This window comes from Saccharopolyspora sp. NPDC050389, from assembly GCF_040655595.1.
Lineage (GTDB): Bacteria > Actinomycetota > Actinomycetes > Mycobacteriales > Pseudonocardiaceae > Saccharopolyspora.
On the sequence record NZ_JBFAKG010000115.1, the window covers coordinates 1 to 26817 of the forward strand.

At 69.6% G+C, this 26817-nt stretch carries 31 protein-coding genes; 13 read left to right on the forward strand and 18 right to left on the reverse strand.

Annotated elements, in window-relative coordinates:
* Window positions 1–78 precede the first annotated feature (78 nt).
* Window positions 79–390 (reverse strand): hypothetical protein, encoded by a 312-nt coding sequence (locus tag AB0I53_RS43210; protein ID WP_358615297.1) that lies wholly within the window; start codon window positions 388–390, stop codon window positions 79–81.
* 21 nt (window positions 391–411) lie between these two features.
* Here AB0I53_RS43210 and AB0I53_RS43215 point away from each other — a divergent pair, with 21 nt between their 5' ends.
* On the forward strand, window positions 412–987 hold the full coding sequence (locus AB0I53_RS43215; protein WP_358615299.1) for a TetR/AcrR family transcriptional regulator: 576 nt from the start codon (window positions 412–414) through the stop codon (window positions 985–987).
* 254 nt (window positions 988–1241) lie between these two features.
* Here AB0I53_RS43215 and AB0I53_RS43220 read toward each other — a convergent pair whose 3' ends face one another.
* Window positions 1242–2282 carry a tyrosine-type recombinase/integrase gene (locus AB0I53_RS43220; protein ID WP_358615301.1) on the reverse strand — a complete coding sequence of 347 codons (1041 nt, stop codon included), beginning with the start codon at window positions 2280–2282 and terminating at the stop codon, window positions 1242–1244.
* A gap of 215 nt (window positions 2283–2497) precedes the next feature.
* Here AB0I53_RS43220 and mug point away from each other — a divergent pair, with 215 nt between their 5' ends.
* Both mug and AB0I53_RS43230 read left to right on the forward strand, forming a co-directional pair.
* The gene (gene mug, locus AB0I53_RS43225) at window positions 2498–3088 is read left to right on the forward strand and encodes a G/U mismatch-specific DNA glycosylase (protein WP_358615303.1); all 591 of its coding nucleotides are present in this window, start codon (window positions 2498–2500) and stop codon (window positions 3086–3088) included.
* Window positions 3089–3434: 346 nt separating this feature from the next.
* Window positions 3435–3794, forward strand: coding sequence for a hypothetical protein (locus AB0I53_RS43230; protein WP_358615305.1), 360 nt, complete (start codon window positions 3435–3437; stop codon window positions 3792–3794).
* A gap of 88 nt (window positions 3795–3882) precedes the next feature.
* Here the strand turns inward: AB0I53_RS43230 and AB0I53_RS43235 are convergent, their stop codons facing one another.
* On the reverse strand, window positions 3883–4200 hold the full coding sequence (locus AB0I53_RS43235; RefSeq protein ID WP_358615355.1) for a GNAT family protein: 318 nt from the start codon (window positions 4198–4200) through the stop codon (window positions 3883–3885).
* Window positions 4113–4421: a hypothetical protein gene (locus tag AB0I53_RS43240; protein ID WP_358615357.1), complete on the reverse strand. Its 309-nt coding sequence runs from the start codon at window positions 4419–4421 to the stop codon at window positions 4113–4115. Before AB0I53_RS43240 ends, AB0I53_RS43235 begins: the two co-directional genes overlap by 88 nt.
* 77 nt (window positions 4422–4498) lie before the next feature.
* Between AB0I53_RS43240 and argG the strand changes: the two genes are divergently transcribed.
* Window positions 4499–5947 carry an argininosuccinate synthase gene (argG, locus tag AB0I53_RS43245; RefSeq protein WP_358615307.1) on the forward strand — a complete coding sequence of 483 codons (1449 nt, stop codon included), beginning with the start codon at window positions 4499–4501 and terminating at the stop codon, window positions 5945–5947.
* A gap of 51 nt (window positions 5948–5998) precedes the next feature.
* Here the strand turns inward: argG and AB0I53_RS43250 are convergent, their stop codons facing one another.
* The 5 genes from AB0I53_RS43250 to AB0I53_RS43270 all read right to left on the reverse strand — a co-directional run bounded on the left by AB0I53_RS43250 (window position 5999) and on the right by AB0I53_RS43270 (window position 12589).
* Window positions 5999–7510: a DUF4328 domain-containing protein gene (locus AB0I53_RS43250; protein ID WP_358615309.1), complete on the reverse strand. Its 1512-nt coding sequence runs from the start codon at window positions 7508–7510 to the stop codon at window positions 5999–6001.
* A 117-nt stretch (window positions 7511–7627) separates the two neighbouring features.
* Window positions 7628–9163, reverse strand: a complete 1536-nt coding sequence (locus tag AB0I53_RS43255) for a hypothetical protein (protein WP_358615311.1) — start codon at window positions 9161–9163, stop codon at window positions 7628–7630.
* A gap of 196 nt (window positions 9164–9359) precedes the next feature.
* On the reverse strand, window positions 9360–10550 hold the full coding sequence (gene glf, locus AB0I53_RS43260; RefSeq protein WP_358615313.1) for a UDP-galactopyranose mutase: 1191 nt from the start codon (window positions 10548–10550) through the stop codon (window positions 9360–9362).
* A gap of 84 nt (window positions 10551–10634) precedes the next feature.
* The gene (locus AB0I53_RS43265) at window positions 10635–11588 is read right to left on the reverse strand and encodes a zinc-binding dehydrogenase (protein ID WP_358615315.1); all 954 of its coding nucleotides are present in this window, start codon (window positions 11586–11588) and stop codon (window positions 10635–10637) included.
* Window positions 11589–11782: 194 nt separating this feature from the next.
* Window positions 11783–12589 carry an ATP-binding cassette domain-containing protein gene (locus tag AB0I53_RS43270; protein WP_358615317.1) on the reverse strand — a complete coding sequence of 269 codons (807 nt, stop codon included), beginning with the start codon at window positions 12587–12589 and terminating at the stop codon, window positions 11783–11785.
* Between the two features lie 314 nt (window positions 12590–12903).
* Between AB0I53_RS43270 and AB0I53_RS43275 the strand changes: the two genes are divergently transcribed.
* From AB0I53_RS43275 to AB0I53_RS43295, 5 genes are all read left to right on the forward strand, one after another.
* Window positions 12904–13944: a s-methyl-5-thioribose-1-phosphate isomerase gene (locus AB0I53_RS43275; RefSeq protein WP_358615319.1), complete on the forward strand. Its 1041-nt coding sequence runs from the start codon at window positions 12904–12906 to the stop codon at window positions 13942–13944.
* Window positions 13941–14660 carry an acireductone synthase gene (mtnC, locus tag AB0I53_RS43280; protein WP_358615321.1) on the forward strand — a complete coding sequence of 240 codons (720 nt, stop codon included), beginning with the start codon at window positions 13941–13943 and terminating at the stop codon, window positions 14658–14660. The genes AB0I53_RS43275 and mtnC overlap by 4 nt, the downstream gene beginning before the upstream one ends.
* Window positions 14657–15283, forward strand: coding sequence for a methylthioribulose 1-phosphate dehydratase (mtnB, locus tag AB0I53_RS43285; protein ID WP_358615323.1), 627 nt, complete (start codon window positions 14657–14659; stop codon window positions 15281–15283). Before mtnC ends, mtnB begins: the two co-directional genes overlap by 4 nt.
* Window positions 15280–15855 carry a cupin gene (locus tag AB0I53_RS43290; protein ID WP_358615325.1) on the forward strand — a complete coding sequence of 192 codons (576 nt, stop codon included), beginning with the start codon at window positions 15280–15282 and terminating at the stop codon, window positions 15853–15855. Before mtnB ends, AB0I53_RS43290 begins: the two co-directional genes overlap by 4 nt.
* Window positions 15856–15937: 82 nt before the next feature.
* On the forward strand, window positions 15938–16432 hold the full coding sequence (locus AB0I53_RS43295) for a DinB family protein (protein ID WP_358615327.1): 495 nt from the start codon (window positions 15938–15940) through the stop codon (window positions 16430–16432).
* Between the two features lie 107 nt (window positions 16433–16539).
* Here AB0I53_RS43295 and AB0I53_RS43300 read toward each other — a convergent pair whose 3' ends face one another.
* The 5 genes from AB0I53_RS43300 to AB0I53_RS43320 all read right to left on the reverse strand — a co-directional run bounded on the left by AB0I53_RS43300 (window position 16540) and on the right by AB0I53_RS43320 (window position 21162).
* Window positions 16540–17265, reverse strand: coding sequence for a dienelactone hydrolase family protein (locus AB0I53_RS43300; protein ID WP_358615329.1), 726 nt, complete (start codon window positions 17263–17265; stop codon window positions 16540–16542).
* A gap of 149 nt (window positions 17266–17414) precedes the next feature.
* Window positions 17415–18179, reverse strand: a complete 765-nt coding sequence (locus AB0I53_RS43305; protein ID WP_358615331.1) for an alpha/beta hydrolase — start codon at window positions 18177–18179, stop codon at window positions 17415–17417.
* Between the two features lie 150 nt (window positions 18180–18329).
* Window positions 18330–19607, reverse strand: a complete 1278-nt coding sequence (locus tag AB0I53_RS43310; protein WP_358615333.1) for a sigma-70 family RNA polymerase sigma factor — start codon at window positions 19605–19607, stop codon at window positions 18330–18332.
* A gap of 11 nt (window positions 19608–19618) precedes the next feature.
* Window positions 19619–20038 carry a YciI family protein gene (locus tag AB0I53_RS43315; RefSeq protein ID WP_358615335.1) on the reverse strand — a complete coding sequence of 140 codons (420 nt, stop codon included), beginning with the start codon at window positions 20036–20038 and terminating at the stop codon, window positions 19619–19621.
* A gap of 155 nt (window positions 20039–20193) precedes the next feature.
* Window positions 20194–21162 (reverse strand): TetR/AcrR family transcriptional regulator C-terminal domain-containing protein, encoded by a 969-nt coding sequence (locus AB0I53_RS43320; protein ID WP_358615337.1) that lies wholly within the window; start codon window positions 21160–21162, stop codon window positions 20194–20196.
* Window positions 21163–21357: 195 nt separating this feature from the next.
* On the opposite strand from AB0I53_RS43320, the gene AB0I53_RS43325 reads away from it, so the two are divergent.
* Entirely contained in the window at window positions 21358–22071 is a 714-nt protein-coding gene (locus tag AB0I53_RS43325; RefSeq protein WP_358615339.1) for a DUF2306 domain-containing protein, read from the forward strand.
* A 163-nt stretch (window positions 22072–22234) separates the two neighbouring features.
* Here the strand turns inward: AB0I53_RS43325 and AB0I53_RS43330 are convergent, their stop codons facing one another.
* Entirely contained in the window at window positions 22235–22396 is a 162-nt protein-coding gene (locus tag AB0I53_RS43330; RefSeq protein WP_358615341.1) for a hypothetical protein, read from the reverse strand.
* 281 nt (window positions 22397–22677) lie between these two features.
* Here AB0I53_RS43330 and AB0I53_RS43335 point away from each other — a divergent pair, with 281 nt between their 5' ends.
* Both AB0I53_RS43335 and AB0I53_RS43340 read left to right on the forward strand, forming a co-directional pair.
* Complete coding sequence (locus AB0I53_RS43335; RefSeq protein ID WP_358615343.1) at window positions 22678–23322, forward strand: hypothetical protein; 645 nt, start codon at window positions 22678–22680, stop codon at window positions 23320–23322.
* 57 nt (window positions 23323–23379) lie between these two features.
* Window positions 23380–23922 (forward strand): YciI family protein, encoded by a 543-nt coding sequence (locus tag AB0I53_RS43340; RefSeq protein WP_358615345.1) that lies wholly within the window; start codon window positions 23380–23382, stop codon window positions 23920–23922.
* Here AB0I53_RS43340 and AB0I53_RS43345 read toward each other — a convergent pair.
* The 3 genes from AB0I53_RS43345 to AB0I53_RS43355 form a co-directional block, all read right to left on the reverse strand.
* Window positions 23919–24470: a YceI family protein gene (locus AB0I53_RS43345; protein ID WP_358615347.1), complete on the reverse strand. Its 552-nt coding sequence runs from the start codon at window positions 24468–24470 to the stop codon at window positions 23919–23921. The two genes, AB0I53_RS43340 and AB0I53_RS43345, sit on opposite strands and share 4 nt — an antisense overlap.
* Window positions 24471–24497: 27 nt before the next feature.
* Window positions 24498–24974, reverse strand: a complete 477-nt coding sequence (locus AB0I53_RS43350; protein ID WP_358615349.1) for a nuclear transport factor 2 family protein — start codon at window positions 24972–24974, stop codon at window positions 24498–24500.
* Between the two features lie 88 nt (window positions 24975–25062).
* Window positions 25063–25536, reverse strand: a complete 474-nt coding sequence (locus AB0I53_RS43355; protein WP_358615351.1) for a carboxymuconolactone decarboxylase family protein — start codon at window positions 25534–25536, stop codon at window positions 25063–25065.
* 182 nt (window positions 25537–25718) lie between these two features.
* Between AB0I53_RS43355 and sigJ the strand changes: the two genes are divergently transcribed.
* Window positions 25719–26651, forward strand: coding sequence for an RNA polymerase sigma factor SigJ (gene sigJ / locus AB0I53_RS43360; protein WP_358615353.1), 933 nt, complete (start codon window positions 25719–25721; stop codon window positions 26649–26651).
* Window positions 26652–26817: the final 166 nt, after the last annotated feature.

Below are 26817 nucleotides of genomic sequence, written 5' to 3' on the forward strand. Positions count from 1 at the left end.
GCAGGTGTGGAGATCAACCTGAACGCCCTGCTCCTGGTGGCAACCCACCCTCACGTTCCCAACGAGGAACCACCGAACTCACGGGATGTCGCACAGTAGACCAGCGCGTCCGGGCCCAGCTCTGCCTCCAGTGCCGCGAAGCTGGGCCTGCCCTGCTTCTTGGGTGGCGACGAGGCGCGCGCGATCGCCGTAGGCAAGGCGCAGGTCTTCGGCGAAGGGCATCGGCGTGACCGATCTGCCCGCGTACAGCAGCGTCGCCGCGGCTCCCGCTCCGACGGCGGCCCCCAGCATCGGCACGATCGGCGTGATCCCGATCCCGCCGGCGAGGAACAGGTACTCCGGCGCCGGTTCCAGCGGGAAGTTGTTGCGTGGCAAGGAGACTTCAAGCATGCGACCGGGGCTGAGGAACAGGTGGATGTACTCCGAGCCACCCCCGCTGAGCGGGTCGCGGAGGCTGCTTGCGTTTTCGGCGAGCACGGCTGCGCCGGGGGCACCACCAACCGGATCGCCGAGCGGGCCCGGATCTCAATCGGCTCGCTTTACCAGTACTTCCCGAACAAGGACGCGATCTTGGCCGAGCTGCTGCTCCGGCACCTCGACGACGCCGAGGCGTCCACCGGCTGGCAGCAGCGCGGGGAACCGGAGTCCCTTGAAGAGATCATCCGCGCCCTGGCGCGGATCGCGATCGAGCACCACCTCGACGACCCGCGGCTGCTGCGCGTGCTGCTGGAACAGGCGCCCCGCTCGAACGACCTGTTGGATCGGGTGGCGCGGCACGAACTGGCCCGGGCCGCCTACGCCAGGGACCTGTTCGACCGGCACCCGGAGGTCCGAGTCACCGACGCCGCGACCGCCGCGAGGGTGGTTGTGTCCACGTTGCACCTCGTCGTGCACCAGCTCGTCGCGGCCCCCACGCCGGTGGCCACCGGCCCGCTCGAGAACGAGCTCGTATCCATGCTCACCCGCTACCTTTCGGTGGCCCCGTGACTCAGACCTGGTACTGGCAGGGCGGGAGAACTCCTCCTCGTCGCGCAGGCGTACGGCGGTGGCGATCATGTCGTTGTCGGCGACTTCTGACGAGGCCGATCGTCTTGCCTTTTGGGGCGGCCTCCTGACTTTCGAGGGTCTTGGCACGGATGTAGTCGCGCTCGGACTCCGCCGTGGCCCCAAGAACGCGAAGACTCTGCCACGGCATCACCTACTTCTCCCCTTGATCACTTCTGTCACCGTGACAGAAGTGATCAAGGGGATTCCTCGGGTGAATTCGGGATTATTTCGCGGGTTTCGCTGGTCGCTCCCGCGACGAGGTGCGCGGGGTCGCGGGTCAGCGACACCGCGACGTGGTCGTAGAGCTGGGTGACCGCGGCCGAGGAGTGTCCGAGCGCGTCGCGGCGGTCTTCCAGCGCCGCTCCCCTTTCCCGGGCGATGGTGTTGAAGGTGTGCCGCATCGAGTGCGGGGTGATCCGCTGCGGCATCGGCACGCCGGCTTCGGCGGCCATCGTCTGCACGAGCCGGAAGATCTGGTGGCGGTTGATGCGTTCGCCGTGCCGGGTCACCACCAGGGCGCCGGTGTCGGCGTCCGGCCGCTGCGTGAGGTAGGCGTCCAGGACAGGGACCAGCGGCGCCGGGATGGGCCGGGTTCGAACCTTGCCGCCTTTCATGTGCACCGTGAGCACCCGGATGCCGTCGCGCTGACCGAGGTCGGCCAGGTCGGCGTGGCACAGCTCCGAGACGCGGATGCCCAGATCGATCAGCAACATCATCACCAGTGCGACGGCCTCGGGTCCGAGGCTGCGGTGCCGGTAGTCCCGGCTGGCGGTCAGCATCTGCGCGGCTTGGCGCTCGGAAACGCTGGCGGTCGGCGAGTGCTGCCTGTCGTAGCGGGGGCGCGCGGCGTCGCGCGCCGGGTTGGCGTCGATCGCCCCGGCGCGCACGAGGAAGGTGTACCAGCTGGAGACGGCGGCGATCTTCCGGGCCCGGGTGCTGGCCGCGAACGCACGCCCGGTGCGCGGGTTGGTCGCCGCGGCGAGCTCGGCTGCGTACATCTGCACTTCCGGGAGGCGCACGCCGAGCGGATCGAGTTCCCGGCGCGTGCACCACTCCACGTACTCGCGCAGATCCCGCGCATAGGCGCCGCGGGTGGCCACGGAGTCGGTGAACGAGCCCAGCCATGCCGCGATCAGCGCGGCCACGGTGTGACCGGTGCGCGTGGGCGTGGCCAGGAGTTCCGTTTGCGCCTCGCGACCGACGACTGACGCCCGTGCTCCCCCGGTGATGTTCACGAGCCCAGCTTACCGCACATAAGCGCGATTATGCGCGGTGCGTTCGGCGGCGATTCTCGATTCAAAATTCTGTTTCGTTTGATTAGTAACGTTATTTGAAGACGTGTTACGTAATCTCTGGTGGACTGCCGGTGGGGTTGGCGACCGGACCCGGTTCGGGGCGCGGCGGCCTCCGGTTAAGGTCCGGTGTTGGTTGCGGGAACCGGAGGTGGGAGTTGGCGGGGAACCGGCCGAGCGCGGAGGAGTTGGCCGCGGCGGAGGGGGCGAGGATTCCGGATGTCCTCTCCCCTGGTTTGCGGGTGTTGTTCTGCGGGATCAATCCGGGTCTGTGGTCGGGAGCCACCGGCCACCACTTCGCGCGGCCGGGCAACCGCTTCTGGCCCGCGTTGCACTCCTCGGGCTTCACGCCGCGCCTGCTGCAGCCGCACGAGCAGGCCGAGCTGCCCGGTTTCGGCCTGGGCATCACCAATTTCGTCGCGCGGGCCAGCGCGCGGGCGGCCGAGCTCACCGACGAGGAGTTGCGGGCAGGCGGGCAGGTGCTGGTGGAGAAGGTGCGCCGGTTCGAGCCCGCGTGGGTTGCGGTGGTGGGGATCACCGCCTATCGGACGGCGTTCGGTGAGCGGCGGGCGACGGTGGGACCGCAGGACCGGCGGATCGAGGGCGCGCGGGTGTGGGTGCTGCCGAATCCCAGCGGCCTCAACGCGCACTGGACGGCGGGCACGCTGGCCGCGGAGTTCCGCCAGTTGCAGCAGGTCGCGATGCCCGGCGAGCCGCCGCAGCCGGAACCCGGCGACCGGCACGACTGACAGCGCCGCCGATTCGCCCTGGCGGGGCGCTTAACGACGACGGCGCCGACGGGTTTCGCCGTCGCTTGGCGGATCTTGGTTACGCCGGATGGCCGTGTCGGAACTGGGCGTGATCGCGGGGCGAGACCTAGGGAACACGGGGGTGTGCTTTATCTGTCCGTTACCGGTAGGGTCTGATCCGCCGGTGAGGGAAGCCCCTGATCCGGTGACAATTGGCCCGTTGCCCCACGCAGAGTCGATACGGATGACTATTCAAGACGACCTTGCTCGACCGTGGTTCCAGCCCGTGTTCCAGTCGGAAGCGCAGCAGCCGCGACTGGACTCCGGACCTCCGACTACCCGCATCGTGGGCCAGCTGCCCCTGGACGAGGTGGTCGTCCCGGCCCGCCCGGCGGCTTCGCCGCCGCCGATGGCCAACGCGCCGTCCCGGGTGGAAGTCACGCAGCCCTACATTCCCGCGATCCGTGATGAGCAGCCGGAGTTCGCGAAGCTGCTCAATCCCGACCCGCCGGCTCCGGCCGCGGGGATGACTGGTCCGCAACCGCGGGCCTCGGTCGCGGCGCCGACCGAGCGGACCAAGCCGGTGACGTCGGCCCCGGCCGCCCCGGCCCCTCCGGTGAAGAAGCGCGGCCTGGTTCGCCGGGTGGTGCGCCGGATCATCGGCCCTGATCTGCTGCGCAAGGATCCGCCGAAGAAGAGGCGGTAAGAGCAGCGCGAGGCGGTGGCCTTGGCACTGGCGCAGACCTGCATCCTGCGCTGGTGCCAAGGCCACTGTTGTTTTCCGCCCCGCAGGGTCAGGTCAGGTCGCGGTGGTAGGTCAGGCCGTTGATGGTCTGGCCGCTGGGGCTGGTCTCGGGGTGCGGCCCGGCGACGTGGTGGAACCCGGCGCGTTCGAGGGCCTGCTGTGATGCGGTGTTGGTGTCCTCGGTGCGGGCGCGCAGCGTGGTGATGCCCTGGTCGCGGGTCCAGGCGGCGATGAGGTCCAGGGCTCGCCAGGTGGCACCGCGGCCGCGGGCGGCCGGGGTCAACCAGAAGCCGACTTCGGCTGTGGTGCCGTGGATGTCGAAGACGGTGACCGAGCCGAGGAAGCGGTCGTCGGCCGCGTCGGCGATGGCGCCAGCACCGCCAGGTTTCCGTCGCGCAGGCCGTCGGCGATCACTCCGCGGATCTGTTCGCGCACGGTTTCGGCCGTGTAGTGCGGGGTGGGCAGGTGTGCGAAGCGGCGCACGGCGGCATCGGTGGTGCCGGCGGCGAAGGCTGCGGCGTCGCGGTCGGCGAGGTGGCGGACCGTGATCACGGTGTCGGTGAGGTTCTCGGGCAGTGCCAGGGACACGGGTACCTCTCTGGGGAGTGGGCTCTCGTAGGACCCCAGTTTTGCATGACCATGCGCCGCAATGCATACTCTTTTTCATGTCCAAGGTTCTCACCTCCCTGCCCACCGGCGAGCGCGTCGGCATCGCCTTCTCCGGGGGCCTCGACACCTCGGTCGCGGTCGCGTGGATGCGCGACAAGGGCGCCGTCCCGTGCACCTACACCGCCGACATCGGCCAGTACGACGAGCCCGACATCGCCTCGGTGCCCGGTCGTGCGCTGACCTACGGTGCCGAGCTCGCGCGCCTGGTCGACTGCCGCGCGGCGCTGGTCGAGGAGGGCCTGGCCGCGCTCACCTGCGGTGCGTTCCACATCCGCTCGGCCGGGCGCCCGTACTTCAACACCACGCCGCTGGGCCGGGCCGTCACGGGAACCCTGCTGGTCCGGGCGATGCTCGAGGACGACGTGCAGATCTGGGGCGACGGCTCGACGTTCAAGGGCAACGACATCGAGCGGTTCTACCGGTACGGCCTGCTGGCGAACCCGCAGCTGCGCATCTACAAGCCGTGGCTGGACGCGGACTTCGTGTCCGAGCTCGGCGGCCGCAAGGAGATGTCGGAGTGGCTGCTGGCGCATGACCTGCCCTACCGGGACAGCACCGAGAAGGCCTACTCGACCGACGCCAACATCTGGGGCGCCACCCACGAGGCCAAGACGCTGGAGCACCTCGACACCGGCATCGAGACCGTGGACCCGATCATGGGCGTGCGGTTCTGGGACCCGGCGGTCGAGGTCGCCACCGAGGACGTGACGATCGGCTTCGAGCAGGGCCGCCCGGTGACGATCAACGGCAAGAAGTTCGCCACCGCGGTCGACCTGGTGATGGAGGCGAACGCGATCGGTGGTCGGCACGGTCTGGGCATGTCGGACCAGATCGAGAACCGGGTGATCGAGGCCAAGAGCCGCGGCATCTACGAGGCGCCGGGGATGGCGTTGCTGCACGCGGCGTATGAGCGGCTGGTCAACGCGATCCACAACGAGGACACCCTGGCGTACTACCACAACGAGGGCCGTCGGCTGGGCCGGCTGATGTACGAGGGGCGGTGGCTGGACCCGCAGGCGCTGATGGTGCGGGAGTCGCTGCAGCGCTGGGTCGGCACGGCCATCACCGGCGAGGTGACGCTGCGGCTGCGGCGCGGTGAGGATTACTCGATCCTGAACACCACCGGCCCGGCGTTCAGCTACCACCCGGACAAGCTGTCGATGGAGCGCACCGAGGACTCGGCGTTCGGCCCGGTGGACCGGATCGGCCAGCTGACCATGCGCAACCTCGACATCGCCGACTCGCGCGCCAAGCTGGAGCAGTACGCGGGCATCGGCATGGTCGGCACCGGTCACCCGGCGCTGATCGGTGCCGCGCAGGCGGCGTCGACGGGGCTGATCGGGGCGATGCCGCAGGGTGGCGCCGAGGCGATCGCTTCCCGTGGCCGGGTCTCGGAAGAGGGCGAGACCCTCGACCGCGCCGCGATGGAGTTCGGCACGGACTGATCCAGGCGTCGTGGGCCGGGTGGATGCGTCCATCCGGCCCACGACTGTTTGCTAGGCGCGGCCTCCCGATGCCTGTGCAGGGGCGTTCACTGTGTTGGGATGGACAGGTCCGCATCGGGCACCAGAACCGACCGCGTGTAGCCGCCGCCTTCGCTGACGACCGCGCAGAACGCGGTGTGGTGCCCGCCTTCCCAAGGCGGTCTGGTCCGCAGCGATGACCCCCAACGAGTCCTCTGGTGAGACCGCGTTCGCTTCCAGGTTCCGCTCTGCGATCGGGCCGCACCGCGCGTCGATTTCTGCCTCGAACGCGTCCCACCCTGGCCACGGCTCGCCATCTGCGGTGTAGGCGCCGATGGTCTGCGCGTCGTGCGGCTGGGTGCATGTCGTGAGCTCGACGGTGGCGAACCGGTCGACCTCGCCCGGCCACGTGAAGCAGTCGCCGGGTTTCATCGTGCAGATGGTGGCGCTGCCGGCGGACGGGTTCTCGCAGTCGACGAGCGTCGTCGCGGGGCCTGGGGCGTGCACCGCGTCGACGACGGCGTAGGTCCAGATTCCTCCCCATGTCACGGAGAACAGCAGGCCGAGCAAGGCCATCACCACGGCGACGGTCTTGCTTCCTGCCGTTCCGCCGGCGGTCGCCGTCGCGTCCGGCACCGGATCTGCTTGTGGCCCAACCGAATCAGAGGCATTCGCGCTCGTGTTGGGTGTGGTCGAACGCGGGCCGCGGCTGACGCGCAGCAGCACCAGGACCGCGGTGATGATCCCCGGAAGGATCAGCAGCGGTACCAAACCGAAGGCACCCAGCAGCAGTGTCAGCAGCGCCATGCGTGCGGTGCGGCGGTCGATCGAGCCCTGGTCGGAATGCGCGTCTCCGGCCCTGACCTGTTCCGGCGACGTGCTGCGGTTGGTCTGCCACGCGGTGATCTGCGTGATGATGACGACGATCAGCACACCCGCCGCCATGTTGAGCATCGTGGACAGGGTGGACAGGTTCGCGGTTTCCTGCAGCCCCTGCTCAGTGATCTCCTCCAGGGACGATCGCAGCAGGATCTGGCCGATGAGCGTGACGGCGACGAACAGCACCCACCAGGCGGTGATCAGGCCGCCGGGGACCGGTCGCCGTGGTGCGCTGGCCCGCCAGATGTCCGACACGACCTGGTAGGGAAACCACAGGTTGACCACCGGGCCGAACCAGCCGCCGATCACCCAGCCCCGGGATCGGCGATGTGCGGAGCGGCCGCCCAGCAGTTCGGCGTTGATCCGCGCCCGCCACAGCCAGATCAGGAACACCACGCCGGCTGCGATGTACATCGGCAGCGCCGGTATCGAGACCACCGTGGTGAAGACATCGGCCGAATCGAGGTCCGCGGTCGTCGCGTTCCCGGCCAGGTAGTCGCGAACGACCAGGTGGGTGCGCCAGGCGGAGACCGCGTTCAGCACGTCGCCCACGAGCACCAACGAGATCAATATCTTCGCGGCGGCAGCGATACCGGTCACCGGCCTGTGCTGCTCCGCGCCGACCGCGCTCACGTCCGTCGGTGTGTCCTGCTGTGCACCGTCCATGATTCCCCCAGGATGTTCATGAAACCGCTGGACTCCTTGGCACCGGAGAGAAGGCCTGGCATTGTCGAGTTTTCGGGATCTCCTGCGACCGGCTCGGCCGTGGCAACAGCAACGGCGCTACCCGAGGCCGGCGAGCTCCAGAGCTCGAAGGAGCAGGACTAGGACAGCGAGCAGCAGGAAGCCTTTCCCCAACGCCGCCAGCATGCCGATGTTCACGCGCAAGATCATCGCCGGTTTGCGGACACCCACCGATGCCAATGCCCTTTTCATCGCGCGGGCCACGTTCCGCGCGGGCACGCTCAGAGCCATGAATCCCAGGGCCCTTTTCATCGCGCGGGCCATTCGATGCACGAGCGTGCGCCGGTTCTCGGTGCCGGGCGTGGGCTTGACCGGGAACACGTGAGGATTCCACTCGGGGTCGAACGCGATGACGGCGGAGGTCCAGTGGTCGCCCGCGGTCACTTCGTCCAGCCGTGACGGTGTCGGCAGGTGCTCGTCCAGCCGTTCGGCCACGCCCGCGGGGCGGCTCGGCGTCAGCAGCAGCAGTTTGCGTGCGGGCTGGGTGGCGCGGGCCTGCTCGACTTCCCACCACAGCCCCTCCCCCGTGCCGAGGAGCAACACGATCAGTTGCGACAGGTCCATGAGCCGGAGGACCTCAGGTTGCCAGTCGTCGTGCGGCAGGTAGCACCGCGCCGCTCCCAGGCGCGGCAGTGGTTCCCCGGGCTTGCCCACTGCGATCACGGGGCCGAAGGCGGTCAGCGCGCTCACGAGTTGCTCCTCCCAGGAATGGATGTTGAGGGGAATCGCGTCGTCGACCTGTGCCGCGGTGTCGTCGTCGGCGAAGCTGCGCAGGTAGAGCACGGGTCGGCGACCGTCGGCCAGCAGGGCCTGGGTCGCGCCGCGCGCCGCGCGTGGCCGGGAGTAGCGCAGGACCAGGAATCCGGCCCACAGGACGAGCAGGCCGCCGAGCAGGAAAAGTCCTTGCATTCCCAGCGTGAGCAGGCCGCCGAGCATGGAGTGCGCTTGCACGCCCAGTGGCAGCCGGTGGCCCCGTTCCGCTGCGGAGACCGCGAGGGCACCCGCCGCGAACAGCCCGTATCCGGTCCCGCTGGCGGCGAGGAACACCGGTCGCCGCCACCACGGCTGATGCGGGACGAATGGGCGGACCGCCTCGGCGACCTCCATGGCACCGGCCCGGCGGCGATTCCTCCGCCACAGCGACGGCACCGCGAGCGCACCTGCGGCCACCGCCCACCACAGCGCCGCCGTGCTCGACGAACTGAGGTCCCGGTCGAGCTTGGCCTGATCTTGTGGGATCTCCGCCGTCAGCTTGCCGGCATGTTCGCGGGCGGCGGGGAATCTGCCCTGCTCGGCGTGATCGGTGGCGGCGGCGATCGTTGACCGGCTGGACGTCAGCGGGGCGTTGCCCTCGAACCACGCGTTGCACTCGAGGATTTCCGTGCGTGCGGACAGGTCTCCGCCGGTGTAGCGGTCCAGTGCGGCGACGAACGTGGCGGCCCGGGCCGGGGCGTCGTGGAAGCGATCGCGGGTTTGCAGGTCGAGGCCTGCGGTGATCGCCATGTGCAGGGCGACGTAGGTCGTGACGACCGCCAGCGCCGTGACCGGCCAGGCGGCCCGCAAGCCAAAGGACACCTCAGCTCACCCGCTCTTCTAGCCGGAGTACCGCCGTCAGCGCAGATCGCATCCAGTGGTAACACGCCGGTTCGCGGGTGATGGGCGTGTTTCCGGTTGCTGCCACGGATTGGACGAGCCGTTGGCCGAAGTTCGGGCACGCCACCGCGTCGCCATCGAGGTCGACATCGCGGGGCCTACGGTGTGCCGAGTTCGGTCAGCTGTCCAGGGAGTCGTCCAGCGGGCGGCCTTCGGTGAACAGCGGCGCGATCTTGTTGTCGTACATGCTCAGTGCAGACCCGATCGCCATGTGCATGTCGAGATACTGGTAGGTCCCGAGCCGCCCGCCGAACAGAACGTTCCGCTGCGCGGTTTCCTTCTTCGCGAGCGCGCGGTACCGGCCGAGCATCTCCCGATCCTCGGGGGTGTTGATCGGGTAGTACGGCTCGTCGTCCTTCTCGGCGGACCGGGAGAACTCCCGCACGATGACGGTCTTGTCCTGCGGATATGTCCGCTCCGGGTGGAAGTGCCGGAATTCGTGAATCCGGGTGAAGGGGACGTCCTCGTCGGCGTAGTTCATGACGGGGATGCCCTGGAAATCGCCGCAGTCCCGCAAGACTTCCTGCTCGAAGTCCAGGGTGCGCCAACCCAGCCAGCCTTCGCTGTAGTCGAAGTAGCGGTCGAGCGGCCCGGTGTAGACCACCGGAGTGCCGGCCGGGATGTCGTCGCGAACGTCGAAGAAGTCGGTGTTGAGGCAGACCTCGATGTTCGGGTGTTCGGCCATCCGATTGAGCCACGCTGTGTACCCGTCCACCGGCAGGCCCTCGTAGGTGTCGTTGAAATACCGGTTGTTGAACGTGTACCGGATCGGTAGGCGCGTGACTGTGGCGCCCGGGAGGTTCTTGGGGTCGGTCTGCCACTGCTTCGCGGTGTAGTTCTTGAAGAAGGCCTCATACAGTGGGCGGCCGACCAGGGAGATGGCCTTGTCCTCGAAGTTGGTGGCGCTCTCGCCGTCGACCTCGCTGGCCTGCTCGGCGATCAGTTCCTTCGCGGCGGTCGGCGAGAGAGCCCGTCCGAAGAACTGCGACATCGAGCCCAGGTTCGGCGGGAACGAGTAGACGTTGCCCTGGTAGATCGAGAACACCCGGTGCTGGTAGTCGGTGAACTCGGTGAACTGGGTGACGTAGTCCCACACGCGCTTGTTCGAGGTGTGGAACAGGTGCGCGCCGTACTTGTGGATCTCGATACCCGTCTCGGGCTCGAGCTCGGAGTAGGCGTTGCCGCCCAGGTGCGCGCGGCGCTCGATCACCAGGACGCGTTTGCCCTGCTGAGTTGCCACACGTTCCGCGATCGTGAGACCGAAGAACCCAGAGCCGACGACGACGAGGTCGCATCCTGTGAAATTCATCCGCAGGAGACTACCGGGCGTCCGCCAAGCCGATGCCCCTCTCCGCGCAGCTGCTGGGCGACAGGCCGGAGCCGTGCGAGACCGTCAGGGCAGCAGGATGACCTTGCCGAACTTGCCCGGCCCGGCAAGGCGGGCGTAGGCGTCAGCGAACCGGTCGAGCGGGAAGGCCGCGTCGACGGGTACCCGCAACCGCCCCTGCGCCAGCAGAGGCACCACGGACGTCCGCACGGTGGCGGCGAGGAGCACCTTCTCGGCGTGTGAGCGCCCGCGGATGGTGGTGCCGATCAATTGGGCGCGCGCGAGCATGAGATCGAACATCCGCAGCGGCGCCGTGGTGCCGGCCTGGACTCCGACGACGAGGACCTTGCCGCGGCTGCGGAGCAGAGCGACCCGCTGCAGGCAGTTCTCGCCGCCGACCAGTTCCACGATCACGTCATACGGCGCGTGCGCGGCTTCCTGGTCGGGAGTCACGACGTCCACCTGGCCATCCGGGGCGAGTGCTTTCACGCGGTTATGGAGTTCGGGCCGGCGCACGCTGGCCACGGTGTGCGCCCCGGAGACCGCGGCGACCTGCACCATGGCCGTGCCCACCCCGCCCGCCGCGCCACTGACCAGCACCCGGTCGCCGGCGCGGACGCCGGCCTGGGTGACCAGGGCGTCCCAGGCGGTGCTGAACGCTTCCGGGAAACCGGCGGCCTCCTCCCACGGCAGGCCCTCCGGCACCGGCAGCAGAAGATCGGCGGGGACCGTGATCCGCTCGGCGTGGCCGCCGCCGCCGACCAGTGCCATCACCCGGTCTCCGGGCACGACCCCCATGACACCGGGTCCGATCTGCTCGACCTCGCCTGCGACCTCCAGGCCGGGCACGTCGGCCGGCCATCCAGGTGGCGCCGGGTAGTCCCCTCGTGCCTGCTGCAGGTCAGCGGCGTTGAGTCCAGCGGCCCGCACCCGGACCACCACGTCCCCCGGTTCCGCGACCGGTTCTGGGCGCTGCTCCAGCTGGAAGGTCCCTTGGGAATCGATCACTGCGCTTCGCATGATCGCAATGTATGCCCGCAGTCTCGCGTGCCTTGGCGTTGGATCCGGGCCACCAAACCGCATCCATCGCCAACCATGGAAGGTCGTGTTCTCCTGGTGGCGTTATCTGGGGGAAGACTTCGCGGCCGTCCGGCCGACGCCCTGTCAGCCGCTCACCAGGTCCGCTGCGGGCTTAGCGCACGAGGTGCTGGTGGTCATCGGTCGGCGCGGGCGTGCCAGCGGCCGTCGGTTCGGGTGATGCGGACCGGGTGGTCGAAGCATTTGCTGACCTCGTCGGTGGTCAGCACCTCGTCCACTCCCCCGGCGGCCAGGCAGCGGCCTTCGCGCAGCAGCATGGCGTGGGTGGTGCTGGCGGGGAGTTCTTCGAGGTGGTGGGTCACCAGCACGGTGGCCAGTTCGGGGTGTTCGGCGCGCAGCGCGTCGAGGCTGGTGAGCAGCTGTTCGCGGGCGGCGAGGTCGAGGCCGGTGGCGGGTTCGTCGAGCAGCAGCAGCCGCGGGACGGGCATGAGGGCGCGGGCGATGAGGGTTCGGCCGCGTTCGCCCTGGGAGAGGGTGTTCCAGCGGGCGTCGGTCTTGCCGCCCATGCCGAGCATGCTGATCAGGCGGTCGGCCTGCCGGGATTGTTCGTCGGTGGGCTGCCAGCGCGGGATCGGTTCGGTGGTGTTGGTGGCGCCGGTGAGCACGACGTCGCGGACCCGCAGCGGGCTCTGCAGGGGGTGACGCGGGTTGATGTGGCCGACGTAGGAGCGCAGTTGCCGCATGTCGACCCGGCCGAGCCGGTGCCCGAGGACCTCGACCGAGCCGCGGGTGGGGTGGCTGACGGCGCCGAGGAGGTTCAGCAGGGTGCTCTTGCCTGCTCCGTTGGCGCCCAGCAGCGCCCAGTGCTGGCCGCGGTGGACCTCCAGCGAGATCGACTGCAGCAGGTAATTGCCGTCGCGGACGACGTCGATGTCGGCGACCCGCAGGACGGGGCCGGTCTCGGTGGGCCGGGAGTCGATCACCGGTTGACCTCCAGGATGTCGCGCCCGGGCGCGCGGCCGGGCGCTCGCGTGACGTGGCGTGGGGTCGGACGCGGGGCTCGACTCGGCATCGGCGCGGCCATCGGGAGACATCCCGGAGTGGGCGGCGGCGCGGTCCCGGTGTCGGTGCGGTCCTGGTGTCGCCGGGCCGCTCACCGTCCGATCATGGTCGGTACCGGCACCCTAGCAAATCTCATATCCCGGGATGTGGATCGTGTTGCCGGTGCCCGAACCCGGATCGATACCCTGGTGAAAACCTGTTCACCTTGCTATCCGAACGCCGTTGAGAGGATTCGATGCCGCCACCTGCCGCACATCCGGGGTTGCCGACGCTGGCCGACAGCGTGCGGCTGGCCGAGGACGGGGTCCACATCCTGGATCGCCGGGTGTTCCCGTTCGAGCACCGGTGGGTGCACGCCCGCACCGTCGAGGAGGTCGCCGCGGCGATCGAGGACATGGTGACGCAGTCCTCCGGGCCGTACTTCGCGGTGTTGTGGGGCATGGTGCTGGCCGCGCGGGAGACCGCCGGGCAGAATCCGGACATCGCGCGTGAGCGGCTGCGGGCCGCGGGTGACCGGTTGATCGCCACTCGCCCGACCAACGACCAGCCGCGCAAGGCCGTGGAGTGGGTCATGTCGTCGGTGGACGCCGGTGGCGATGACGTGGCCGCCGCGGCGCTGGCCGGCGCGCGGGCCGGTGACGACGACTACCGGCGGCGCAGCCGCGAGATGGGGCGCGCCGGTGCGGCGCTGCTGCCGGAGCGGGCCCGGGTCCTGACGCACTGCTGGGGCGATCTGTACCTGGTGGGGCTGGTCGAGGCGGCGCTGGAGATGGGCAAGCAGCCGTCGTTCGTGTGCACCGAGACCCGCCCGTACCTGCAGGGTGCGCGGTTGACCTCGGAGACGCTGGCGGAGATGGGCGTGGACACGACGCTGGTCACCGACGGCATGCCGGCGTCGCTGATGCGGGCGGGCGAGATCGACGTGCTGGTGACCGCGAGCGACCGGGTCACCATGGACGGGCACGTGATCAACAAGGTGGGGACGTTGCAGCTTGCCGCGGCCGCGCACGCCTTCGGGGTGCCGTTCCACGCGTTGTGCCACGCCCCGGATCCGGCCTCGGCCACCGGCGCGGACGTGCCGATCGAGTTCCGCAATGGCGACGAGGTGCTGCACACCCTGGGGCGGCGCAGCGCCAGCGAGCGGGTGCGGGGGCTGTATCCGGCCTTCGACGTCACCGATCCGCGGTTCGTGACCACGGTGGTGACCGACCGGGGCGCGTTCGGGCCGGATCGGGTGCACGAGTACTGGAACGAGGAACGGGAGACGGCACCGTGAGCGTGCGGGTCGCGGCCAGGTGGGTCGTGCTGGACATCGAGGGAACGTTGACCGCCACCAGCCAGGTGCACGTGGTGCTCTACGACTACGCGCGGCCGCGGCTGGGGCCGTGGATCGAGGCGCACGGCGACGATCCGGTGGTCGCCGAGGCGGTGGCGCAGGTCAAGGCCGACGCCGGGTTGGGCGCGCACGCCGGCACCGCCGAGGTGGTGGCGGTGCTGCACGGCTGGATGGACGCCGACCGCAAGGCCAGCCCGTTGAAGACGTTGCAGGGGTTGATCTGGGCCGACGGGTACGCCCGCGGGGAGCTGACCACCGACTACTTCGCGGACGTGGTGCCGGCGTTGCGGTCCTGGCTGGACCGGGGCCTGCGGCTGGCGGTGTTCTCCTCGGGTTCGGTGGCCGGGCAGGTCGCGTCGTTCTCCAACACAACCTCCGGTGATCTGCGGGGGCTCTTCTCGCACCACTTCGACACGGTCAACGCCGGGCCGAAGCGGGAACGCGCCTCCTACGACGCGATCGCCGCGGGGCTGGGCTCGGCCGCGGCCGAGATCGTGTTCTTCTCGGATGTGCCAGCGGAGCTGGATGCCGCCGCGGCGGCGGGCTGGCGGACCGTGGGCGTGGCCCGGGCCGAGGAGCCGTTCGCGGACGCCGATTTCGGGTCGCATCCGGTGGTGTCCACTTTCGACGATGTTGAGCTTGAGGTGATCGTGTGAGCGTCGGTCTGGAGCAGGCCGGGGCGGCGTTGGCCGCGGAGTCGGCGAGGATGGCGGGGCTGGGCTGGATGCGCGGCACCTCCGGCAACCTGTCGGTGACGTTGCAGCGGGAGCCGCTGCGGCTGGCGGTGACGGCCAGCGGCCTGGACAAGGGCGAGCTGACCGGCGAGGACGTGGTGGTCGTGGACTCCGCCGGGGCGGCGGTGCCCGATCAGCCCAATCCCGCGCAGCGGCCCTCGGCGGAGGCCGGGTTGCACGCGCGGATCGCGGCGGTGGCCGGTGCGGGTGCGGTGGTGCACGTGCACATGCTCTCGTCGGTGGTGGCCGGGCAGCGCTGGCCCGGCGGTGTGGTGCTGCGGGATCTGGAGATGCTCAAGGGTCTCGGGCGCCGCGACGACGATGTGATGACGGTGCCGGTGGTGCCCAACAGCCAGGACATGGGCGTGTTGGGTGATGCGTTCGAGGCGGGTTTCGACGCCGCGACGCCGGCGGTGATCGTGGCCCGGCACGGCTTGTACGTTTGGGGCCGGGATCTGGCGCAGGCGCGGCACCGCACGGAATGCTTGGACTGGCTGTTCCAGTTCGCCTTGGCCACGAACGGATTCCAGGAGGGTTTGGCATGACGTTGCTGACTGTGTGGCCGGACACCGATCCCGGCACGGTGGAGTTGCGCACGGAGGACGGCGAGCGGATCGCGGATGTCCTCAAGCAGTTCGGGGTGCGGTTCGAGCGCTGGGAGCTCAAGGAGCTGGCGGTGGACGCTTCCGCCGATGACGTGCTGGCCGCGTACCGCGCGGAGGTCGACCGGGTCATCGACGCCGAGGGCTACATCAAGGTGGACGCGGCGGTGATGGCGCCCCGCGACGGTGATGCGGAGTGGGCGCAGCAGGCGAAAGCGGCGCGGGAGAAGTTCCTGTCCGAGCACACCCACGACGATGACGAGGACCGGTTCTTCGCCCGCGGCGCCGGGGTCTTCTACCTGCACATCGGCGAGAAGGTGTACGGGGTGCTGTGCGAGGCGGGTGACCTGCTGAGCGTGCCGGCCAACACCACGCACTGGTTCGACATGGGGACGCGGCCGGATTTCGTGGCGATCCGGTTCTTCCACGACGAGGACGGCTGGGTGGGCGATTTCTGCGCCACGGACACCGCGGAGCGGTTCCCGTCGTTCGACGAGTTGATGGCCTCGCGGTGAGGCCGGCGCCGGGTGCGGACTCGCCTTCCGCACCCGTCTTCTTTTTCTACGGGGTTTCGGGGTGAGTGGTATCCGGTTCGGCATGACTGCGCCTGCGCATCACGGTGATGAGCGCACGGCGTTGCTGAGTTTCCTGCAGCGGCAGCGCGATCTGGTCGTGTGGAAGGTTTCGGGTGCCTCGGATGCGGTGTTGCGGTCGGTGGCGACGCCGACGGGTTTGACTTTGCCGGGCCTCGTGCGTCATCTGACCAATGTGGAGCGTTCCTGGTTCCGGCGGGTTTTCGCCGGTGAGACGGGATTGGTCTTCGACTGGTCGGATGCCGATCCGGACGGTGATCTGAAGGTGCCCGACGGGGTGCCGATGGCCGAGTTGCTCGCCGAGTACACCGCGGAGTCCGCGCGTTGTGACGAGGTGCTGCGGGCGGCGGGATCGCTGGATGAGGTTTCGGCGCTGCGCGACCTGTCGTTGCGGTGGGTGGTGTTGCACCTGATCGAGGAGACCGCGCGTCATCTGGGGCACATCGATGTGCTGCGCGAGCAGGCCGACGGTGTGGTCGGCGAGGAACCGGGCGAATAGGTTTCCTCAGGCTAGGTGGTCTTCGGCGAGGAACGGCAGGACGCGGGGCAGCGCGTCGGCGGTCGGCCGGCTTGGTTCGCGGCCCGGAATCGCGGTTGCCGACCAGATCACTCCGTCACGGGCAGGCACTCGGCGAGCAGGTCGACGACGTCGCGCCAGGCTCGCTGCGCGTGCCGTGGGTGGTAGCCGATGCCGGGGAGCACGGTCTGGTCGACCGGCGGGTGGTGGAAGGCGTGCAAGGCGCCGCCGTAGACCACGAGGCGCCAGTCGACGCCCGCGGCCTGCATCTCGGCGGTGAACGCGTCCCGTTGCGCGGGCGGCATGATCGGGTCTTCCGACCCGACCCCGGCCCACACCGGGCAGCGAATGCGCGCCGCTTCGCCCGGTCGGCCCGTGGTCAGTGCGTTGACTGTCCCGATCGCGCGCAGGTCGACGCCGTCGCGCCCGAGTTCCAGCACGATTGCGCCCCCGGTGCCGTAGCCGACGCCGGCGATCCGGTCGGGGTCGGTCCGCGGTTCGGCGCGCAACACGTCGAGCGCCGCGTGGCCGATGCCCCGCATCCGGTCGGGGTCGGCGAGCAGGGGGGTCGTGTGCGCCAGCATCTCCTCGGGGTCGGTGAACCAGCGCCCGCCGTTGATGTCGAAGGCCAGCGCCACGTACCCCAGTTCGGCGAGGGCGTCGGCCCGGCGGCGCTGGAAGTCGTTCAGACCCGTCCCTTCTGGCCCGATCAGGACTGCGGGCCGGCGGTCGACACCGGCCGGGAGCGCGAGGTGCCCGATCATCGTTAGGCCGTCGGCCGGGTACTCGACCGTGCGTGTTGTAACCGTCGTCATGAGGCTGGACTGTAGTGATCATCGAGCCCGGTCGGGCCGGTCTTCACTGTCGGCAGAACAGCGCGGGTGTGCCTCGGAAATGCGGCGACGGCTCACAAGATCCGTCACAAACCCCGTTCCCGCGGCAGCGTTATCGGATCATAGGTTCCTCAGGCCCGGTGGTCTTCGGCGAGGAACGGCAGGACGCGGGGCAGCGCGTCGGCGGCCCTGTCCCAGCCGCTTTGGTGGTCGGCGCCGGGTAAGGAGAAGAACTCGGTGCCGGTCTGCTGCGCGAAGGTTCGCATCGGTTCGTGCCAGAAGTCGGCGGTGCCGGCGTACATGAGCATCGGGACGCCGGTGGCGGCGAGTTCGGCGTGCCGGCCGGGTTCGTGGGCGAAGGCCTGGAAGTTCGCGCGGAGCGCGGCGGGGTCTGCGGCGTCGATCACGGCGGCCAGCGCGGGGTCGGCGGTGGCCGCTTGGTGCATGAACGGGTAGGGGTCGGTGTCGGCCGGCAGGCCGAGGTGGCGGAGCGCCGGGGCGATCGCGGAGCGGAATCCGTCGATGGGGTCGAAGGCCCCGGCGACGAGCCGGGTGAGACGTTCGGGGGCGTGCACGGCGACGGCGTAGCCGGTGAGTGCTCCCAGCGAGTAGCCCCAGAACGCGGCCTTGGTCGCGCCGACGGCGTCGAGCACGGCGGTGACGTAGTCGGCGCGCCGGGTCAGCGTGTAGGCCGCGGGGTCGTGCGGGGCGTCGCTGGCTCCGAGGCCAAGCGGGTCCACGGTGATGACCGTGTGGGTGGCAGCGAGGGTCGTGGTGCAGCCGGTTCGGGTCCAGTGCGCACCGGTCTGGAACATGCCTGGGTGCAGCAGCAGCGGCGGCCCGTCCACGGTGACTTCGTAGGCGATCCTGAATCCGTTGCTGCGTGCGATGGGCACCCGATCTCCTCGTCGCCGGTGGCTTCGCTCCCCTGAGCGTTGCGCCGACGGTACTGGGATTCCAGCGGCGCTGGATGCCGTTTCGCCTTGGCCGCGAACAGTTTCCAGGACGGTCGAGTGGTGTCTGCGCGAGGACATCCCGTGGGCCGGTCAGTCGAGGTCGGCGAGTTTGCGCTCGAGCACGGCCCGTTCGCGCTTGTTGCCGCACAGCCGTAGGGCGGTTTGCAGTTCGGTGCGTGCCTGGTCGGTGCGTCCCAAGCGGGTGAGCAGTTCCCCGCGGACGCTGGGCAGCAGGTGCGAATTGGGCAGCGCCTGGGCGGCCACCAGTTCGTCCACGATCGGCAGCGCGGCAGCCGGTCCCTGGGCCATGCAGACCGCGACCGCCCGGTTGAGGTCGACCACCGGTGACGGCGCGAGCCGGCCGAGGGCCTCGTAGAGGAGCACGATGCGCTCCCAGTTCGTCGCCTCGACAGACGTAGCGGCGGCGTGGCATTCGGCGATCGCCGCCTGCAAGCCGTAGGCGCCCAGGCCCCGGCCGGGCTGCTCCGCGCGAGCCAGGGCGGCGCGTCCCCGGCGGATCGCGGCGCGGTCCCAGCGGCGGCGGTCCTGGTGCTCCAACAGCACCGGCTCGCCGTCGGGTCCGGTGCGGGCGGGGAAACGCGCCGCGGTCAGCTCGAGCAACGCCAGCAGGCCGTAGGCCTCGGGTTCGTCGGGCACCAGGCGGGTCAGTACCCGCGCGAGGCGTTGTGCTTCGCGCGCGAGGTCGAGGCGGATCAGATCGTTGCCGGAGCTGGCCGAGGACCCTTCGGTGAAGATCAGGTAGATCACGCTGAGCACCGAGCCGAGCCGTTCGGTCCGCTCCGCGGCCGAGGGCACCGCGAACGGCACCCGGGCCGCCCCGAGGGTCTTCTTCGCGCGGGTGATCCGGGCCTGCACGGTGGCGGTCGGGATGAGGAACGCCTTGGCGATCTCGTCGCTGGTGAGACCGCCGACGACTCGCAGGGTGAGCGCCACCCTCGCCTCCCGCGACAGCACGGGGTGGCAGGAGATGAACATCAGCGCGAGCACGTCGTCGTCGATCTGGTCCGGATCCCACAGCACGTCTTCGGCGTCGCGCGCTGGATCGGCGCCCGAGGCGACGCCGCCCTCGCTCAGGCCGTGGGCGAGGGCGGCATACCTCTCGTCGAGAGCGGAGCGCCGGCGGAACGCGTCGATCGCGCGCCGCCGGCCGACGGTGAGCAACCATCCCGCGGGGTTGCGCGGAACGCCCTCGCGTGGCCAGGTCACGAGTGCCTCCGCCAACGCTTCCTGGGCGAGGTCCTCGGCGAGTGTGAAGTCGCCGGTGTACCGGGCCAGGGCGCCGACGATCCGTGCGGACTCGATCCGCCAGACCGCCGCGACCGCGTCGCGGCCGGTGGGCTCTGCCATCGCGTCCGGGCTCAGAGCTGGCCGGTCGCCTGGCGCCAAACCCGCTCCTTCTGGATCCACTCGTTGTCCTGCGGGAACTCGTCGATGCTGGTGACCCTGCGGATCTCGCACTTGCTGCCCGGGCCGGCCATCGGCGCCCGCCTCGCCCACTCGACGGCCTCCTCCTTGGAGGCGACCTCGACGATCCAGTAGCCGCCGAACAGTTCCTTGGTCTCGCCGTAGGGTCCGTCGGTGACCACCGGCGGCTGGGACGAGTAGTCGACGACCACGCCCTGAGCGGCGTCGTCGAGACCTTCGGCGGCGACGAGGACGCCCGCCTGGATCATCTCGTCGTTGAACCGCCCCATCGACTCGACGATCTCGTTGAAGTCGACGTCCTGGAACGCCTCGAACGACTCGTCGGTGGCCCGCATGATCAGCATGTACTTCACGGTTCTGTCTCCCTGGGCTATCCGGGTCCCCCGCTTGGGGCCCTCTCGCCCCTAGGTCGAACGGGAAACGTCGTGGATCGACACGTCCGCCGACTTTTTTTCCGAGCGGGATTCCGGCAGCCTACGACGCGTCGCCGCGACCAGCATCAAGACCGCTAGTAGTTGGTTTCCGCGCGCTTGCTGCCGTGGTGGGTGAGGTAGCGATCGATGCCGTTCAGTTGGCATTGCAGGCCGAATTCGAACAGGTCGTCCAGGTCGGGCCTGACGCCGCTTGCCGCGGCGGCGGCGAGTTGCGGGTAGTGGCCGCTGTTCAGCAGGTTCAGCATCTCGGGTTCGTCGGTGTCGTGGCGTTGCTGGATGGTGATGCCGGTTTCCTGGGTGAACTCGGTTTCCAGGGAGTGGCTCATGGCGATGCCGCCGACGTAGCCGTTGAGGCCGACGACGATGTGCAGTTTGTCGCGGTGGTCGAGGCCGAGTCCGTCGAGCGCGGCGAGTTGCCATTCGACGTGGGCCATGCCGGCGGGCAGCAGCGGTGGCTGGGCCAGTGAGCTCAGGGCGATCGGTGCGAGCCAGGGGTGTCGCCGGTAGGTGGCCCATTGCCGGCGGGCGAGTTCTTCGAAGCGGGCGCGCCAGCCGCTGCTGCCGGGCTCGGGCAGCGGGGCTTCGGCGAAGGCGGTGTCGGCCATGAGCCGGAGGAGTTCGTCCTTGTCGGGGACGTGCCGGTACAGGGACATGGTGCCGACGCCGAGTTCGGCGGCCACGCGGCGCATCGACACCGCGGCGCGTCCTTCGCGGTCGGCGATGCGGATGGCGGTGTGCACGATGCGTTGCCGGCCGGCGGGTTCGGTCGCGGTTCGGGGTGAGCGTGGTTGTGGTCGGGTGCGGCGGTGCGCTGTGGTGTCGCTGACGACGGTGCCGGTGCCGGGGATGGCGTGCACGAGGCCGTGCTGGCGCAGGGTGGCCAGGACCTTGGTGGCGGTTGCCATGGCGACGCCCCATTCGTCGATGATCTGGCGGGTCGAGGGCACCTTGTCGCCGGGGCGGAGCCGGCCGGAGTCGATGCGGGCGCGGATGTCCTCGGCGATGCGCAGGTACGGCGGTTGGGGCCGGGGTCCGGTCGTCATCGCTCCCCTTTTCGGTTTCGCACTAGTGCACTGGTTCGGGAAAGTATAGGAAACCTTGCGACTCTTCATTCAATGCACTAGTGCTGTTCGGGCTTCTTCGAGGAATGCTCTTTATTTTGCGGCAGTTTGAGCACTCCTCCAATACGGTGTACGCGTCAGGTACGGGGTACGCATTCTCTTTTCTGGGGTGGGTCTATGAGCGTGGTGACGGAGCGTCCGCTGGTTCCGGAGGAGTCGTCGCGGGCGGTGCGGTGGTGGCAGCGGCCGTGGGTGGGCCCGTTGGCGTTGGTCGCGGTGGCGTTCGTGGCCGTTTCGGTACCGCGATATCTCACGTTGGATCCGGCGTCATCGCTGGTGCCGCCGGCGGAGGGGTTCGCGCCGCACTACCCGATGATCGTGGCGCACGTGCTGTTCGGGTCGGTGGCGATCCTGAGCTGTTGTTTCCAGGTGTGGCCGGCGTTCCGGCGGCGGTATCCGGTGGCGCACCGCTGGATCGGCCGTGCCTACGTCTTCGCCGGGGTGCTGCCCGCGGCGGTGATGGCGATCGTGATCGGCGCGGTGTCGCCGTTCGGGCCGGTGGCGCGGGCGAGCAACGTGCTGCTGGGGCTGGTGTGGTTCGGCTGCACGGTCGCAGGTTGGCGCGCGGGCCGGGCGCGGCGGTTCGGTGATCACCGCAAGTGGATGGTGCGTTCGTTCGTGCTGACCGTCTCCACGGTGACCAACCGGATATGGGCGGTGGTGGCGGGCGTTGTGCTGGGACCGCAGTTGGAGACGACCTTCGGCGGCAACGAGCAGTACCTGATGTGGACGATCGGCGGGTTGACGACGTGGCTGGGCTGGGTGGTTCCGCTGATCCTCGCCCAGTTGTGGCTGGATCGCCGGCCGAAGAAGCGGGCCCGGGCCGTCTGACGGAGGTTGGCCCGGCAGCGGGCGGGATTCCGGGTGTTCGTCTTGACCTGGAGTGCGGTGGAGGTTGAACGCTGGGGCGGTCTGGTTCGCCGAGCCGCCCGGGGGTGGTCGTGTCCGCGATCGATGTCGATTCCGCTGCCGCGGGAGGTTTGTTCTCCCGCCGCTACCGGTCGTTGACCCTGGGCGCGCTCACGTTGATCTCGTTGGTGGCCTTCGAGTACGTGGCGGTGGCCACGGCGATGCCGACGGTCGCGCGTTCGCTGGACGGGTTGTCGCTGTATGCGGTGGCTTTCGGTGGGACGACGGCCGCCGGTGTGGTGAGCATGGTCGTTTCCGGCGGGTGGAGCGATGCGCGCGGGCCGGCGGTTCCGCTTCGGGCGGGGGTCGCGGTGTTCGCCGCGGGGCTGCTGCTGGCCGGGGTGGCGCCGGTGATGTGGGTGCTGGTGGCGGGCCGGATCGTGCAGGGCTTGGGCGGCGGGTTGATCTCGGTGGCGCTGTACGTGGTGGTCGGGCATGTGTTGCCGGAGGCGTTGGGGGCGCGGTTCTTCGGGATGCTGGCCGGGGCGTGGCTGCTGCCGTCGATACGGCGGGCAGCAGGCCGGTTGGGTGTCGGTGGTGCTGGTCGTCGCCGGATTGGCGGCGCTGGTGGTGTTCGCGCCGAGGTTGTTGCCGGCGGGGACGTTCCGGGGCCGGGCGGGGTTGCCCAGCGTGGTGGCGTTGCGCGGTATCGCGGGTGCGGCGTTCTCGGCTGCCGAGGTGTTCGTTCCGCTGATGTTGTCGCGGGAGCGGGGCCTGTCCCCCACTGCGGCGGGCCTGGTGCTGACGACGACCGCGGTCGGCTGGCTGGCGGGTTCGTGGCTGCAGGGGCGCCTGTCGGCGTGGGACCGGGTTCCGGTGGTGGGTGCGGTGCTGCTGGCCGTGGGGGCGGCGGGGGTGGCGACGACGGTTCTCGCGGTGGTTCCGCTGGTGGTGTGCATCGGCGGGCTTGCGGTGATGTCGCTGGGGATGGGTCTGGTGTATCCGGTGTTGTCGACGTTGACGCTGCGGTTGTCGGCTCCGCAGGAGCAGGGGGTGAACAGTTCGGCGTTGCAGCTCAGCGAGTCGCTGTTCACCACGACGGTGCTGGCGGTGGCGGGCACGTTGTTCGCGGCGTGGTTGGTGTGGTCGACGGCCACGGCGTATCTCGCGGGTTTCGGTCTCGCCGCGGTGTTGGCGCTGCTTGCCGTGGCGGTGGCGTTCCGCGCCCGGTGAACCGGTCTGGCGTACGTCGGTGGATCGGCGATCTGCTGGTGGGTGAAGACTGTGGGCATGGAATTCTTCTGCTACCACCGCGACCGGCCCGGTTCCGCAGCGCTGCGCGACGAGCTGCTGGAAGCGCATTGGTCCTATATGGACCGGTTCGCCGACGAGATGATCGCCCGGGGGCCGACCCTCGACGGCGACACGCCCACCGGCAGCGTGCACATCGTCGACCTGCCCGATCCCGCGGCTGCGCGCGCGTTCGCCTTCGACGAGCCGAACTACCAGGCCGGGGCGTACCGGGATGTGCTGCTGCGACGGTGGCGCAACGTGCTGGGGCGCACGATGTGGGATTTCCCCGGCGGCCCGACCGCCGGCAACCGGTATCTGGTGCTCGGCTTCGGCGCGGGGCAGGCCGCCGACCTCTCCGCGCCGCCCGACCGGGACGACCTGATCGCGTACGGGCCGCTGCTGTCCGACGACGGCAGCGCCTGGCTGGGCACGGCGGCGCTGGTCCGGGCGTCCGGCCCGGACGCGGCACGCGCCATCCTGACCCCGGACCGTTACGCCGGCATCGAGGTGCACAACTGGCAGTCCGGCGGGCGGCGCTAGGCGGAGCCCTGCCGGATCGCGGCGATGTCGAACTCCAGCGTCACCTTGGGGCTGACCATGACCGCGGTCGCGGCGTTCCAGTTCACACCCCAGTCGTTGCGGTTGATCGTGGCGCTGCCTTTGAAGCCGACCCGGAAGTTGCCCTGCGGGTCGTTGCCGGCGCCGGTCAACTCGACGTCCACGGTGACCGGTTTGGTCGCGCCGCGGAGGGCCAGGTCGCCGGTGACCTTGAAATGGGTCTCGTCGAGCTGTTTCACCTCGGCCGTGGTGAAGGTGATGACCGGGTGGTCGTCGGTGTCCAGGAACGTGCCGCGCAGCAGGTCGTCGCGTTGCCGGTTGCGGGTTTCGATGCTCTTCGCCTGGATCGTCAGCCGTGCGCAGGACTTCGACGGGCGGTCGCCGTCGAGGCGCGCGGTGCCGTCGAACTCGTCGAACTGCCCGCGCACCCTGGTGGCCATCGTGTGCCGGGCGACGAACCCGATCCGGGTGCGGGCGGTGTCGAGGACGTAGTCGCCGGTGAGCTCGCTGAGCTTGGTCGTCGTTGGCATGTTCGGTCACTCCCCGGGAAGAGGTGGCTATTCCGTCGGTTCCGGGCCGGCCGCGATTCGCGCACGGCCTCCTGGCGCCGAGCCCGCCAGCGGAGTGGTGTCGAGATATCTGACCTCGTAGACGCGCTCCGCGAACTTCCAGCCGTCCGGGGTCCGCTGGTAGCGGTCGTGGTAGATGGCGTAGTTCAGGTGCGAGCTGCCGTCGCGCATGCGCCCGAATTCTGCGATGTACGCGCGGCCGGTTGCGGTGTCTCCTTCAAGCCGGACCGCGCCGGGGTGCACGGTTTGCACGAAGAAGTCCCAGAGCCCTTGCAGCCGCTGGACCGCGGCACGGATTTCCTCCGGGCCGATGAGCTCGACGTTGATGTGGGGCATCCGCAGCGCGCCGTCTTGCGTGAACAGCGACTTGAAGCGGTCGTAGTCGCGCATCATCCCGGCGTCGGTGAACTCGTCGCGCAGCGCTTCGATCTCGAAGCGGTCGACGATGGCCTGAATTTCGGTCACTGGTTTCCTTCCTTCGGCGTTCGTCCCAGCGGGTGGCTGGACACCCGAAGACGGGGTGTCCAGCCACCCGTGCTTCCGTCTGTCCTGATCACCCGAACTGGCCGGCCTGGTAGTCGCCGGCGGGCGTCTGGACGACGACGTTGACGCGGTTGAACGCGTTGTTGAGGGCGATGACGGCCACCAGGGCGGCCAACTGGTCCTCGTCGTAGTGCTCGACGGCATTCGCCCAGGCCTCGTCGGTGACACCGCCGGCCGCATCGGCGATGCGGGTGGCCTGCTCCGCCAGTTCCAGGGCGGCGCGCTCGGCGTCTGTGAACACCGTGGCCTCGCGCCAGGTCGCGACCAGGTTGATGCGCGTCGAGGTCTCCCCCGCTCGCGCGGCCTCCTTGGTGTGGATGTCGATGCAGCGGCCGCAGCCGTTGATCTGGCTGGAGCGGATCCTGACCAGTTCCTGCGTCGCCGCCGGCAGCGTCGAGTCCGCGGCCACCTTGGCCGCCGAGACTACGTACTTCAGGAACTTGCCCCCGACAGGGTTGCCGAGGAAGTCGAGACGGGTGTCCATAGTGGTCTCCATTTCGTTTCTTAGCCGTCACACCGCATTGGCGGAACGCGGGACGGTGTTCGCCCTCAGCAAGTCCGACGAGACAACGCCCCGGAATGTGAGGCCGGCGTGTCACGTCACATTCCGGGGGGCTGTGTCGTCGGACTGGTGACGGAAGATGCGGCCAAGGGAGCGGCGAGACCATGAGGACCCAATCCGAGTCCGGTGACGGCCGGCTCGATCCGAGCCTGAGCGCGATCATGAGCGAGCGGCGTCAGCTGATCAATCTCGCGTACCGGCTCCTCGGTTCCCTGGCCGACGCCGAGGATGTCGTGCAGGAGGCCTACACCCGCTGGTACGCGATGTCCCGGCAGCAGCAGGGGGCCATCGAATCCCCGGGCGGCTGGCTGACGAAGGTCGCCAGCCGCATCTGCCTCGACCTGCTCGGGTCGGCACGGGCGCGGCGCGAGAGTTACGTGGGCGAATGGATCCCGGAGCCGCTACCCGATCACGCGGAGTGGTTCGGTGGGCGATCGGGCGGCATCGCAGACCCTGCGGACCGGGTGACGCTCGACGAGTCGGTCAACATGGCGTTCCTCGTCGTGCTCGAATCGATGACCCCGGCCGAGCGCGTCGCGTTCATCCTGCACGACGTCTTCCGCTATTCCTTCGCCGAAGTGGCGGAGATCGTCGGCCGGAGCCCGGCGGCGTGCCGTCAGCTGGCCTCCTCGGCCCGCCGACGCATTCGCGCGTCGCGCGCTCCGGCGACTCCGGCCGCCCAGCGCGCCGACATCGTCAGGGACTTCAAGCAGGCGTGGGAGGCCAAGGACATCGATGCCCTCATCGGCCTGCTCGACCCCGATGCCATGGCGATCGCCGACGGCGGCGGCCTGGTCAACGCCGCGCCCCGCCCCATCGGAGGCAGCGAGCGGATCGCGTGCTATTTGATCGGCATCGCCGGCAAGGTGCCCGATCAGACGATCCTGGAGCGAACGGTCAACGGTCAGCCCGGTCTGGTGGTCCAGCACGACGGCGTCACCTCGGTGGTGATGGCACTGGACATCGCGGGCGACCGAATCACGCAGATCTGGGCGGTGCGCAATCCCGAGAAGCTCCAGCCCTGGACGACGCCCTGACGCATGCCGGGCCGCCGGTGGGCACCTCGGCGTGTTCTGACGCGGGTGCCCAACGGCGGCTAACGCGTTGCCGTGGTCAGTTCAGGTGGTTTTCGAGGGCGTCGGCTCCGGCGGTGGCTCCGCCGCAGTCGTGGATGATCTGGCGCATCCGTTGGAGGTTGGCGTG